The sequence below is a fragment of the Streptacidiphilus sp. MAP12-20 genome, from assembly GCF_041262525.1.
Lineage (GTDB): Bacteria > Actinomycetota > Actinomycetes > Streptomycetales > Streptomycetaceae > Streptacidiphilus.
In genome coordinates this window covers 309,801-322,053 of record NZ_JBGCCK010000002.1, presented here as the reverse complement: position 1 = coordinate 322,053, position 12,253 = coordinate 309,801, and the positions used below count along the sequence as shown (strand labels likewise).

Genomic DNA, 12,253 nt, shown 5'->3' with positions numbered 1-12,253 from the left:
GCCCGGCTCCTAGCGTGAAGGCCACAGAGGACCTGTGACAAGGAGCTGATCATGATCGTGGTGACCGGGGCTACCGGAAATGTGGGCCGGCCGTTGACGAGGGCGTTGGCCGAGGCGGGCCGGCAGGTGACGGCGGTGTCACGGCACGCCGCGGCGGTGCCGGACGGCGTCCGCCACGTGGCGGCCGACCTGGCCGAGCCCGCCGGCCTTGAGCCCGCGCTGGCCGGGGCGAAAGCGCTGTTCCTGCTGCTGTCCGGCGAGATGCACGCCCCCGGAGCCAACGCGGCCGACATCATCGGCCAAGCTGAGGCCAGTGGCGTCCGTCGGGTCGTCCTGCTCTCCACGCAGGGTGTGGTGACCAGGCCCTTCGGCGCGACGCGGATCGCGATGCGCACGTTGGAGGATGTGCTGCGGGAGTCCGGCCTGGAATGGGTCATCCTGCGGCCGGGCGGCTTCGCCTCCAATGCCCTGTGGTGGGCCGAGTCCATCCGCGCGCGACGGGTCGTCGCTGCTCCCTTCGGCGACGTCGGGGTGCCGATCATCGACCCGGCTGACATCGCCGAGGTCGCGGCGGCCTGCCTGCTGGAGGGCCGGCACGCCGACGGCGTGTACGAGCTGACCGGCCCGGAGGTGATCACGCCGCGCCAGCAGGCGCAGGCCATCGCCACCGCACTGGGCTCGCCAGTGCGGTTCCACGACCTCACCCGCGACGAGGCCAAGGCCGCCATGGCCCGGAGCATGGCGGCTGAGCTCGCTGAGGACACCCTCGCCATCCTCGGTTCCCCGAACCCGGCCGAACTGCGCGTCAGCCCGGACGTCCAGCGGGTCCTCGGCCGCGCCCCGCGCCCCTTCGCCGACTGGGTCGCGCGAAATATCGCCGCGTTCCGCTGAAACTGGTCAGCGCCGCTGGAACTGCTCGGCGTGCTCGGCGATCCACTGCTGACAGCCGAGGAACCTGATCCGAGGCTGACGTTGGCGACATGCGCGAGACTGACACTCCAGACAGCTGACCGGCCTATTGCGTCGCTGACCCGCCGTCAACAAACAACCTGGAGGCGTATCGCGGTCCGGACGAGGTCGGCGACGGCCCTGGACCGGCTGTGCGGTGGCCAGGCGATCACGGTGGTGACTGCGGGCGCGTCCACCACGGGCACGGCGGCGAGGTCGCCGTGCAGTTGGGATCGGCACGACTCCGGTGAGACCGCGCATGCACGGCCGAGCGCGACGAGTTGCAGCAACTGTGCGTGGTCGCGGACCTGGGGGCCGGGGCCGGGCGGGTAGGTGCCGTCGGGGCCGGGCCAGCGTGGCAGGGGCAGGCCCGGCAGGCCGGTGATGTCGGCCATGTGCACCTGGTCCCGGAGGGTGAGCGGATGCCCGGCGGGCAGGACCACGACCTGGCCCTCCGTGCTGAGCTCCTCGGTGTGGAACCCGGCCGTCGAGTCGAACGGCCGGTGCAGCAGTGCCACGTCGGCCCGGCCCTCGCGCAGGAGTCGTTCCTGCTCGGCCGGGCCGCACAGGATGACGTCGACGGGGACTGCGCCGGGTTCGACGGCGTATGCGTCGAGCAGTTTCGCCAGCAGTTCGCTGGATGCGTTGGCTTTGGTGACCAGAACGAGGCCGGGACGGTCGGCCGCGGACAGGGCGGCTCGGCGGGTCCGGCGCTCGGCGGCGTCGACCGCCTCCAGGGCCGCCCGCCCCTCGACCAACAGCACCGAGCCGGCCTCGGTCAGCGTGACGGCGCGGCTCGTCCGATCCAACAGCGCTGCCCCGAGCCGGCGTTCGAGCTTCTGGATCGCCCGCGACAAAGGCGGCTGCGCGATCCCGAGCCGCTGCGCGGCGCGGGCGAAGTGCAGCTCTTCAGCAACGGCGACGAAGTAGCGCAGTTCCCGGGTTTCCATGCAATCACGCTACTCCGGATCAATACCTGGACGGTATCGTTGCCCACCTGATCGGTGTTGGACCCCCGTTGGGCTCCGACGGCAGCATGGTCCCTATGAGCGAACAGACGATTGCGCTGGTCACCGGCGCGAACAAGGGAATCGGCTACGAGATCGCCGCGGGCCTGGGCGCCCTTGGCTGGCGCGTCGGCGTCGGCGCCCGAGACGAGCAGCGCCGCAAGGCCGCGGTGGAGCAACTGCGCGGGGCCGGCGTGGACGCCTTCGGTGTACCGCTGGACGTGACCGACGACGCGAGCGCGACCGCCGCCGCACGGCTGATCGAGGAGCAGGCCGGGCGCCTCGACGTGCTCGTCAACAACGCCGCCATCACCGGCGGCATGCCGCAGGAGCCCACCCACGTCGATCCCGCCACCATCCGCACGGTCGTGGAGACCAACGTGATCGGCGTCATCCGCGTCACTAACGCGATGCTGCCGCTGCTGCGCCGCTCCGCCTCGCCGCGGATCGTGAACATGTCCAGCAGCGTCGGCTCCCTCACCCGGCAGGGGGGAACCGCTGCCGAGCTGACGTCGGGTCCGGTGGCTGTGGCGTACGCCCCGTCGAAGACGTTCCTGAACGCCGTCACCCTCCAGTACGTCCGGGAGTTGAGTGGTACGAACATCCTGATCAACATGGGCTGCCCCGGCTACGTCGCCACCGACCTCAACGGCTTCCGTGGCGTGCGGACCCCCGAACAGGGCGCGGCGATCGCCATCAAGCTCGCGACCCTGCCCGACGACGGCCCGACCGGCCAGTTCTTCGAGGACGCCGGCGTCGTGCCGTGGTGAAGTGCCCGGCGGTCATCACCAGCCGGGGCCAGGCGACTTCGATTGCTCGTCTCGAACAGGTTCAGCGACTGTGGCGGTCGTCCCAGCCCACGCTTCGGCGGACGCCCCGCCCTTGGCGATCTCCGGCGCGTTGTGGCGCGTGAGTCAGGGCTGTTCGTCGAAGTCGGGGCGCTCGACGGACAGCAGGTGTTCGGCGCCTCCGCCGGGCGCAAGGTCTTCGGTCTCGCCACCGCAGGCGGCCGTCTCGCTTGACCTCTTGCGCGTCAGTCCGGCAGCCAGTGCAGCTCGTGCGCCAGGGTTTTGGCGACGGCACGGACGCGGCGGTGTAGCGGCGACTGCTCGCGGGGGAGGACCAGGTGGAACGTCAGGCTGGGCGCGCCCCGCAGCGGTCGCCAGGTGAGACCGGCCGGTGATGCCGTGACCGCGGCTTCTCCGGCCGGGGCGAGGGTGAGCCCGTCGCGCAGGTCGCGCTGAGACATGTCGAAAGAGACTGCGGGCGTGTGGAATCGGGGGTGTGGTCGGGTGTCTCGGAACAGTGCGGACAGCTGATCGTGGATCACGGGGTTGGCCGCACGGTCCGGGAGCCGCAGCGGATAGGCGGCCGCGTCGGCGATCTCAATCTCCGGGTGTTCGGCCAGCGGATGGTGCTGCGCCAGTTGGACTCCGATGCGCATACGCCGGAGCAGGAACCGGCGCACGCCACGGCCCGGCTGTTCACCGCGGGTGATCCCGGCATCGATGCGGCCGTCGGCGACCGCGGGGGAGATCTCCGGTGTCGCCATCGGGACCGCGCCGACCTCGAGTCCGCTGTTGCCGCGAATCAGCCTGTCCACCAGGGTCGGTGCCGTCTCGGCCCCGGCGCTGAGGCTGTATCCGATGCGGAGCGTGCCCAGTTCACCGGCCGCCGCGCTCCGGGCGGTGTCCCATGCCCGGTCCAGCGCCGCCAGCGCGGGCGGCGCGGACTCTGCCAAAGCCGCACCGGCCGTGGTCAATACGACGCTACGCGTGTTGCGGACGAGCAGGGCCGTACCGAGTTCCGCCTCCAATCGGCGCATCCGGGCGCTGAGTGCGGGCTGTGCGATACCGATCCGTGCGGCCGCGCGGGTGAAGTTCAACTCCTGCGCCAGCACCAGGAAGTACCGCAGGCTCACCGTGTCCGGCGCCACGTGCCCTCCCTGCCGATTGATAACGATCCGTTCTGAGTCTATCCCGTACCGGTCTTTCCCTCGACCGCGTATCAAGCCCTAACCTGCGCATATGACGATTCAACCGACCGCGGTACCCGTCGCCGGGATCGATCGATCTGAGTGTCAATTCGAAGTCGGGCGTGTCCGGCCGAACACAGGAGGTTTCCATGGCTAACGGCTACTGGGTCAGTGTCTACCCCGCCATTTCCGACCCTGAGGGGCTGACTGCCTACGAGAAGCTGGCCGGTCCGGCTGTCCGGGCTGGGGGCGGGAGCGTCCTGTCCCGTGGCGGTCGAGTCGTCGCCCACGAGGCAGGAATCACGCAACGCGTCGTTCTGATCGAGTTCGACAGCTTTGAACAGGCCGTCGCGGCATACGAGAGCGAGGCATACCAGAAGGCGCTGGTGGCCCTCCCCGACGGCGTCGAGCGCGACTTCCGCATCATCGAAGGCATCGACTGACCGGCGGGCGCGTCACAGTTCGGGCAGTCGCCACTTGTTGTTCACGGTGCTCCTCCCGGCGGACCCGAATGATCACGCCTTCCCCAAGATTGCCGGTGGACGGTCAACCAAGGGGCCGCTTTTGGTTCTTCCGCCGGGTGTCCGCCTGCGGAGGGGCTCGTCGAGTCCGCCCAGGCCCGCCGGCGAGCCGTGAATGCACCCCGCCTCGTTGCCCTCGTCCGCGCTGGGGCCCGCTTTGAACGCGGCCGGCTCGTTGAACGGCCGCAGACGACCGTGGCGTGAATAGGGTGGCGGACCTGCCTCGAAGTTCGAGAACATCCGGTCATGTTGGATGGCACGGCAGGGCAGGACCTTCCGGTCGGCGTCGGGTTCCGGCCGTATCGCGGCGACGAAGACCACGGCGCCATGGCCGCGGTGCGGCTGGGGTGTGCTGAACGGGACCGGGTCGACGTCCACTCGGTAGTGGAAGGGCTCCCGACAGCGGCCGAGATCGCCGAAGCTTCTGCCAAGTTGGAGGAGCCGTCCAAGAACCAGATCCTGGTGGTGCTCGACGGGAGCGTCGTCGGCTACTCGACGATCCGGTGGTGGCAAGAGCGGGACGATACGTGGCTGTACCTGCACCGCGGCTACCTCTTGCCCGAGCATCGCGGCCAGGGCATCGGCTCAGCCATGCTGAGCTGGGCCGAAGAGCGGATCCGCCAGCTCGTCGAACAGCATGACACGGCGCGGACGGCAGTGATCGGCGCGAACGCCATGGCCTCCGAGCAGGACGCCACGGCACTTTTGCGCGCAGCCGGCTACCGACGTGTCTTCAGCCTGGTCGAGCTGGAGCTGGGCGATCTGCAGCAGGTGCCCGAGCCGGGCAGCGAGCTGCCGGCCGGGATACGGACAGGGCCGATCGGGACAAGTCACTACCGTGCAGCCTGGAGGACGGTCGTCGATTCGTACGCGGACCCCGGTTTCACTCAGAGATGGCCCTTCCAGGACTTCGTCGACACCGCCGACCCGGCATGCTGGAGGGCTGCCTGGAGCGGGCAGGACATGGTCGGCGTCGCCCTCTGCTCCATCCGCCGTCACGACCACACCGTGGGCGAGGTGGAAGAGCTGAGTGTCCGGACGGACCAGCGACGCCTCGGAATCGGCCGGGTCCTGCTGCTGGACGGGCTGCGGAGCCTTCGCGAGCAGGGTGCGACGAGCGCTCGGCTGTTCACGGGCACGGCAAATCCGCACCGGTCCTACGACCTTTACGAGAGTGTGGGGTTCCGGCGGCAGAACGAGTACGTCCGTTACCGCAAGCCGCTTGCTTGATCGACCGACCATTGGGCTGTCGGGTCAGTCCACAGGACTTGACAATGCCCCGGCCGGCCCCGGTGGTGTGCCGGGGCGCGGCCCAGCGGTCACGCTTGAGCGTCGGGCCGACCGTAGGCGGCCTGCCAACGGGTGGCCTCGACCGAGTCGTCGATCTCCTCGTCGCTCAGGTGCGGGGCGACCCCGTCGGCGACCGCGGCCCTGGCGACGGCGCGCGCGACGGCGGTCGCAGTCTCCGCCAGGCGCGCCCGCTCGGGGAGCAGAGAGGGGACCCGCGTGTGGGTGTCGACGCTTTCGGCGACGGCTTCGGCGGCGGCGGTCATCATCGCGTCCGTCACGCGCGTGGCGCGGACAGCGGTCACGGCCAGGCCGATACCGGGGAAGATGTAGACGTTGTTGCACTGGGCGACCGGCACATCCCGCTCGCCGTAGTGCGCCTGAGGGAACGGCGAACCGGTGGCGATCAGGGCGCGTCCGTCGGTCCAGTCCAGCAGGTCCTGCGGGGCGGCCTCGCTGCGGCTGGTCGGGTTGGACAGGGGCATGATCACCGGCCGGTCGCAGTGCTCGTGCATGGTGCGCACGATCTGCTCCGTGAACGCACCGGTAGCGGTGGACAGGCCGACCAGGGCGGTGGGGTGCACGGCCGCGACGACGTCGGCCAGGCCGGCGGGCCCGGTCGTGGTGGAGAGCACCGCGTCCGCCCGGTGGGCCAGGCGCCGTTGCGCGGGGTCGAGGTCGGTGCGGTCGTCGGTCAGCAGGCCCCGGATGTCGACCACGTAGATGCGCTCGCGGGCCGCCTGCTCACTCAGGCCCGCTGCCGTCATGGCGCGCACGATCTGCTCGCACACCCCGATGCCCGCGGAGCCGGCGCCCAGCATGACCACGCGCTGCTCGGTCAGCTTCGTGCCGCTGACGCGGCAGCCGGCGGTGAGCGCGGCCATGGCCACGGCCGCGGTGCCCTGGATGCTGTAGATCCGATTAGCCGACGGCCCTGCCTGGCCTCGCCTCAGGAGCGACCGGACTCCTGTGCCGTGTTGAGGACGTTGACCCCCTGGAAGACGGCCGCCGGGCAGCCGTGCGAGACCGCCGCTACCTGCCCCGGTTGGGCCTTTCCGCAGTTGAAAGCCCCTCCAAGGACGTAGGTCTGGGGTCCGCCCAGGGCGACCAGGGAGCCCCAGAAGTCCGTGGTGGTGCCCTGGTAGGCCACGTCCTTGACCTGTCCTGCAAGCCGGCCGTTCCGGATCCTGTACGCCCGTTGTTGTGTGAACTGGAAGTTGTAGCGCTGCATGTCGATCGACCACGAGCGGTCGCCGACCACGTAGATGCCGTCCTCGACCCCGGCGATCAGCCCGGCCGTGTCCGGCCCGGCGGGGGCCGGCTGGAGGGAGACGTTCGCCATCCGCTGCACAGGGACGTGCGCGGGGGAGTCGGCGAAGGCGCAGCCGTTCGAGCGGCCCAGGCCCTTGAGCTTGGCGATCCGCCGGTCCAGCTGGTAGCCGACCAGGGTGCCGTCCTTGACCAGGTCCCACTGCTGGGTACGTACGCCCTCGTCGTCGTAGCCGATGGTGGCCAGGCCGTGCTCGACGGTGCGGTCGCCGGTGACGTGCATCAGCTCCGAGCCGTAGCGGAGCGAGCCGAGCTTGTCGAAGGTCGCGAAGGAGGTGCCCGCGTAGGCGGCCTCGTAGCCGAGGGCGCGGTCCAGCTCGGTGGCGTGGCCGATCGACTCGTGGATCGTCAGCCACAGGTTCGACGGGTCGACGACCAGGTCGTAGTGGCCCGCCTCGACACTCGGGGCCTTCATCTTCTCGGCCAGCAGCTCCGGCAGCTGGGCGAGCTCGGTGTCCCAGTCCCAGCCGGTGCCGCGCAGGTACTCGAAGCCGCGGCCGACCGGCGGGGCCAGCGTGCGCATGGAGTCGAAGGCCCCGGTCGCCTCGTCGACGGAGACGGCCTCCAGCTGGGGGTGGAGCCTGACGCGCTGTTGGGTGGTGGTCGTCCCCGCGGTGTCGGCGTAGAACTTGTTCTCCTGGACCGCCAGCAGCGACGCCGTCACGTGCGAGACGCCCGGCGCGCCCAGCAGGCGGCGGCTCCAGTCGGTGAGCAGCGCGGACTTCTCCGCGTCCGGCACGTCGAAGGGGTTCTCCTGGTAGGAGGAGACCCAGGTGACCTCCCCGTAGGACGGCTCCTCGGCCAGCTCGACGACCTCTTCGCTGAGCCCGCCCGACAGCCGCGCCACGGCCACGGCCTGGTCGGCGACGTGTGCCACGGCTGCGGAGGTCAGGTCGACGCCGGCGGCGAAGCCCCAGGCGCCGTTCACCACGACGCGGACCGCGTAACCCAGCTGGAGTGAGTCCGAGCCGCCGGCGGGCCGTGCGTCCCGCAGTCGCAGCGAGGCGCTGCGCACCCGCTCAAGGCGGAAGTCCGCGTGGCTCGCGCCCAGGGCCTCCGCCCGGGTCAGCGCCGCGTCGGCCAACAGGTGCAGGGGCAGGGCGAGGAACGAGGCGTCCGGTTCTGGCGATGTCCGCGACATCGTTCTCCTTGGAGGGGATCGGGGATCAAGGATCGGGAGATGGTTGCTGGTCAGCATCCTGCCCCTAACTCGGTCCGCGACGCGCAAAACTGTCAGGACCCGACAGATACCCGCGTGCCTCGCTGTGGAGGGTCGATTCGCTCCGCCCCTTGGTCAGCGGATAGCGTCACACTGTCCGTCCTGAGGAGATCGCAGCAGTTGAGAGAGGTATGCCTGTGAGCCGGTCGGTTCTGGTCACCGGAGGCAATCGGGGCATCGGCCTCGCCATCGCCCGAGCTTTCGCCGAGGCGGGCGACAAGGTCGCCGTCACCTACCGTTCCGGCGAGCCGCCGGAGGGGCTGCTGGGCGTCAAGTGCGACATCACCGACGCTGAGCAGGTCGAGCAGGCGTTCAAGGAGGTCGAGGCGGCGCACGGTCCCGTCGAGGTCCTGGTCGCCAACGCGGGCATCACCCGCGACACGCTGCTGCTGCGCATGTCCGAGGAGGACTTCACCTCCGTCCTGGACACCAACCTGACCGGCACCTTCCGGGTCGTCAAGCGCGCCAGCAAGGCGATGCTGCGGGCCCGCAAGGGCCGCGTCGTGCTGATCTCCTCGGTCGTCGGCCTGCTGGGTTCGGCGGGCCAGGCGAACTACGCCGCGTCCAAGGCCGGTCTGGTCGGCTTCGCCCGCTCGCTGGCGCGTGAGCTCGGCTCGCGCAACATCACCGTCAACGTGGTGGCTCCGGGCTTCGTGGACACCGACATGACCGCCGTACTGGGCGACGAGCGCCGCGCCGAGATCGTCGCGCAGGTGCCGCTGGCCCGCTACGCCGCGCCGGAGGAGATCGCCTCCGCCGTGCGCTTCCTCTCCTCGGACGAGGCCGCATACATCACCGGAGCCGTCATCCCCGTGGACGGCGGATTGGGAATGGGTCACTGATCACCATGAGTGGAATCCTCGAGGGCAAGCGCGTCCTGGTCACCGGCGTGCTGATGGAGTCCTCCATCGCCTTCCACACCGCCAAGCTGGCCCAGGAGCAGGGCGCCGAGGTCATCCTGACCGCGTTCCCCCGCCCCACCCTGACCGAGCGCATCGCGAAGAAGCTGCCGAAGCCGGCGAAGGTCCTGGAGCTGGACGTCACCAACGCCGAGCACCTGGCCGGCCTGGAGGAGAAGGTCCGCGCCGAGCTGGGCGGGCTGGACGGCGTCGTCCACTCGATCGGCTTCGCGCCGCAGGACGCCTTGGGCGGCAACTTCCTGAACACCCCGTGGGAGTCGGTCGGCACGGCGATGCACGTGTCGGCGTTCTCGCTGAAGTCGCTGTCGATGGCCTGCCTGCCGATGATGTCGGAGGGCGGCGCGATCGTCGGCCTCACCTTCGACGCGCAGCTGGCCTGGCCGCAGTACGACTGGATGGGCCCGGCGAAGGCCGCGCTGGAGGCGACGTCGCGTTACCTCGCCCGCGACCTCGGCAAGCAGGGCATCCGCTGCAACCTGATCTCCGCGGGCCCGATCAAGTCCATGGCGGCGAAGTCGATCCCGGGCTTCGACCAGCTGGCGGACACCTGGAACCACCGCTCGCCGCTGTCCTGGGACGTGACGGACCCGGAGCCGGCGGGCCGCGGCGTGGTCGCGCTGCTGTCGGACTGGTTCCCGAAGACCTCCGGCGAGATCATCCACGTCGACGGCGGCCTCCACGCCATCGGCGCGTAGCTTTCGCACGTTGGGTCAGTTGCACAATCCAGGGGCGCGAGGAACTGCGCGACAAGCCACCCAGTGCGGTGGGTCGCTCAGCGAGCAGGGCCATCCGCACAGGGTGGTTACTCGCGCAGTTCCTCGCGCCCCTGGGTTGTGCAACTGGCCGTATTCTCTCGTCTAACTGCGGCAAGCAGTCAGCGCGTTGGCCGCCTCCGCCGCGGCCGCGTCGCCGTCCGCGGCGCGGATCGCGGCGAGGATGCCGTCGTGGCTCACGTACTTGTCGTCCTCCAGGACCGGGCCCACGACCTCCCGCAGCTCCGCGCGCAGCACCTCGCCGAGGTCGGCGTAGAGCGCCGCCAGGACCGCGTTGTGGGAGGCCGCCATCACGGCCTGGTGGAACGCCGCGTCGTTGAGGACGAAGGCCTCCGCGTCGCCGGAGCGCCAGGCGTCGTCGCGGCGGCCCAGGGCCGTCTCCAGCAGGCGCAGGTCCTGCTTGGTGCGGCGGGAAGCCGCGAGCCGGGCGGCCGCCGCCTCCAGCGCCAGCCGCAGCTCCGTCACCTCCGACTTGTCCGCCTCCGCGAAGCGCCGATGCATGACGCCGGCCAGCTCGCTCGTCGCGAGCACGTACGTGCCCGAGCCCTGGCGGATGTCGAGCAGCCCGTTGTGAGCCAGTGCCCGCACCGCTTCGCGGACGGTGTTGCGGGCGACGCCGAGGCGTTCCACCAGCTCCGCCTCGGTGGGGATGCGTGAGCCGACCGGCCACTCGCCCGAGGTGATCTGGGTGCGCAGCTGCGCGATCACCTGGTCGGCCAGCGGCTCGCGCCGGGGCGAGGTGAGTGCCATGTCGCTCCTGCCTTCTTCGTGGAACCTGCGGAACATCATCCCGTGCGATCGAGGCCGGCAGAACCAGTCCCCAAATTCATCCCATCATTGTATGATCCCTTCATGTCTGCCGACCATGCCACCGACACCCGGGAATCCGCCACCGATATCCACACACCGAAGCCGGCCCCGCCCGCAGCCCGCGTCCGCGCGCGCTGGCTGCTCGCACTCGCGCTCGCCGTCGCCGCGTTCAATCTGCGGCCCGCCGTCGCCGCGCTCGGGCCGCAGTTGGAGCAGGTCAGGCAGACGCTGCACATGAACGCCGGGGTAGCGGGCCTGCTCACCGCGCTGCCCTCGCTCTGCTTCGCGCTGGTCGGCTTCGCCGCGCCGGGGCTGGCGCGCAGACTCGGTCCGGCGATCACCGTGTGCCTGGGCATGGCCGCGATCACGCTCGGCATCGCCGCCCGTTCGTTCGCGCCGAACAGCGCCGTCTTCCTGCTGCTCAGCGCGCTCGCGCTGGCCGGTATCGCGGTCTCGAACGTGCTGATGCCGGTGCTGGTCAAGCGCTACTTCCCGGACCGGATCGGTCCGATCACCGGGCTCTACTCGATGTCCCTCGCCCTCGGTACCTCCGTCGCCGCCGCCGTCGCGGTGCCGCTGACCGCCGCGCTCGGCGGCGGCTGGCGGGTCGGGCTCGGGGTCTGGGCGCTGGCAGGCGCCCTCGCGCTGGCGCTCTGGATCTTCCAGGCGGCGACGCAGCGACGCGAGGGCGCGGCCGCCCCGGCCGCCGGCGGCACCAGGATCCGGATCACCCGCAGCCGCACCGCCTGGCTGCTCGGCGTCTTCTTCGGCCTCCAGGCCACCGCCGCCTACGCCACCCTGGGCTGGCTGCCGCAGATCTTCCAGGACGCAGGCATCTCCGCGGCACGGTCCGGAGTCCTGCTGGCCGTGACCATGGCGGTCGGCGCGCCGCTCGCCTTCGTGATCCCGTCGCTGGCCGCCCGACTGCCGCACCAGGGTCCGGTGGCTGCCGTGCTCGCTTCCTGCGGGCTGGCGGCCTACGCCGGCCTGGCCTTCGCGCCGGCCGCCGCGCCCTGGGTCTGGGCGCTGCTGCTGGGCGTCGCGAACTGCTCCTTCCCGCTGGTGCTGACCATGATCGGACTGCGCACGCGCACCAGCGAGGGCGTCGCCAAGCTCTCCGCCTTCGTGCAGGGCCTCGGCTACCTGATCTCGGTGCCGGGACCGGTCCTGATCGGCGTCCTCTACCAGCGCGAGCACGGCTGGTACGGGCCGTTGGCGCTGCTGGCCGGGCTGATGTCGATTCAGCTCGTGATCGGCCTGCGGGCGGGGCGACCCCGCCAGATCGAGGACGAAATGTGAGTGGCAGACTTCGGTCCATGCCCGTACTTGAACCGAACCCCACCGGCGGCAACAAGAAGCTGCTGCAGATGTTCGCGCTGATCGGCGCGATCCTGGTCGTGATCGCCGTCGTGGCCACGATAGGCGCGAACTTCGGGTGAGCTCCTGCCGCTTCGTCCGGATTCT

General features: G+C 70.5%; 13 protein-coding genes. 8 read left to right on the top strand and 5 right to left on the bottom strand.

The window, feature by feature from the left end; all coding sequences use genetic code 11:
• Window positions 1-51 precede the first annotated feature (51 nt).
• Entirely contained in the window at window positions 52-891 is an 840-nt protein-coding gene (locus ABIA32_RS03700) for an SDR family oxidoreductase (RefSeq protein WP_370092317.1), read from the top strand.
• Window positions 892-1,037: 146 nt separating this feature from the next.
• On the opposite strand, the gene ABIA32_RS03695 is transcribed toward ABIA32_RS03700, so the two are convergent.
• Window positions 1,038-1,898 (bottom strand): LysR family transcriptional regulator, encoded by an 861-nt coding sequence (locus ABIA32_RS03695; RefSeq protein ID WP_370092315.1) that lies wholly within the window; start codon window positions 1,896-1,898, stop codon window positions 1,038-1,040.
• Window positions 1,899-1,993: 95 nt separating this feature from the next.
• Here ABIA32_RS03695 and ABIA32_RS03690 point away from each other — a divergent pair, with 95 nt between their 5' ends.
• Window positions 1,994-2,725, top strand: coding sequence for an SDR family NAD(P)-dependent oxidoreductase (locus ABIA32_RS03690; protein WP_370092313.1), 732 nt, complete (start codon window positions 1,994-1,996; stop codon window positions 2,723-2,725).
• Between the two features lie 263 nt (window positions 2,726-2,988).
• Here ABIA32_RS03690 and ABIA32_RS03685 read toward each other — a convergent pair whose 3' ends face one another.
• Window positions 2,989-3,891 carry a LysR family transcriptional regulator gene (locus ABIA32_RS03685; RefSeq protein ID WP_370092311.1) on the bottom strand — a complete coding sequence of 301 codons (903 nt, stop codon included), beginning with the start codon at window positions 3,889-3,891 and terminating at the stop codon, window positions 2,989-2,991.
• A gap of 188 nt (window positions 3,892-4,079) precedes the next feature.
• On the opposite strand from ABIA32_RS03685, the gene ABIA32_RS03680 reads away from it, so the two are divergent.
• Window positions 4,080-4,373: a DUF1330 domain-containing protein gene (locus ABIA32_RS03680; RefSeq protein WP_370092309.1), complete on the top strand. Its 294-nt coding sequence runs from the start codon at window positions 4,080-4,082 to the stop codon at window positions 4,371-4,373.
• A 324-nt stretch (window positions 4,374-4,697) separates the two neighbouring features.
• A complete protein-coding gene (locus ABIA32_RS03675; RefSeq protein WP_370092307.1) occupies window positions 4,698-5,681 on the top strand; it encodes a GNAT family N-acetyltransferase in 984 nt (327 codons plus the stop codon).
• Window positions 5,682-5,770: 89 nt separating this feature from the next.
• On the opposite strand, the gene maeA is transcribed toward ABIA32_RS03675, so the two are convergent.
• Both maeA and ABIA32_RS03665 read right to left on the bottom strand, forming a co-directional pair.
• Complete coding sequence (maeA, locus tag ABIA32_RS03670; RefSeq protein WP_370092451.1) at window positions 5,771-6,646, bottom strand: oxaloacetate-decarboxylating malate dehydrogenase; 876 nt, start codon at window positions 6,644-6,646, stop codon at window positions 5,771-5,773.
• Between the two features lie 41 nt (window positions 6,647-6,687).
• Window positions 6,688-8,208 carry a TldD/PmbA family protein gene (locus ABIA32_RS03665; RefSeq protein WP_370092305.1) on the bottom strand — a complete coding sequence of 507 codons (1,521 nt, stop codon included), beginning with the start codon at window positions 8,206-8,208 and terminating at the stop codon, window positions 6,688-6,690.
• A 215-nt stretch (window positions 8,209-8,423) separates the two neighbouring features.
• On the opposite strand from ABIA32_RS03665, the gene fabG reads away from it, so the two are divergent.
• A complete protein-coding gene (fabG, locus tag ABIA32_RS03660; protein WP_370092304.1) occupies window positions 8,424-9,128 on the top strand; it encodes a 3-oxoacyl-[acyl-carrier-protein] reductase in 705 nt (234 codons plus the stop codon).
• 5 nt (window positions 9,129-9,133) lie between these two features.
• The gene (gene fabI, locus ABIA32_RS03655; RefSeq protein ID WP_370092302.1) at window positions 9,134-9,901 is read left to right on the top strand and encodes an enoyl-ACP reductase FabI; all 768 of its coding nucleotides are present in this window, start codon (window positions 9,134-9,136) and stop codon (window positions 9,899-9,901) included.
• A 162-nt stretch (window positions 9,902-10,063) separates the two neighbouring features.
• On the opposite strand, the gene ABIA32_RS03650 is transcribed toward fabI, so the two are convergent.
• Window positions 10,064-10,729 (bottom strand): FadR/GntR family transcriptional regulator, encoded by a 666-nt coding sequence (locus tag ABIA32_RS03650; RefSeq protein ID WP_370092300.1) that lies wholly within the window; start codon window positions 10,727-10,729, stop codon window positions 10,064-10,066.
• A 102-nt stretch (window positions 10,730-10,831) separates the two neighbouring features.
• On the opposite strand from ABIA32_RS03650, the gene ABIA32_RS03645 reads away from it, so the two are divergent.
• Together ABIA32_RS03645 and ABIA32_RS03640 are read left to right on the top strand one after the other, a co-directional pair.
• Window positions 10,832-12,088, top strand: coding sequence for an MFS transporter (locus ABIA32_RS03645; protein ID WP_370092298.1), 1,257 nt, complete (start codon window positions 10,832-10,834; stop codon window positions 12,086-12,088).
• Between the two features lie 17 nt (window positions 12,089-12,105).
• A complete protein-coding gene (locus tag ABIA32_RS03640) occupies window positions 12,106-12,228 on the top strand; it encodes an SGM_5486 family transporter-associated protein (protein WP_370092296.1) in 123 nt (40 codons plus the stop codon).
• The last annotated feature ends 25 nt before the right edge of the window (window positions 12,229-12,253 follow it).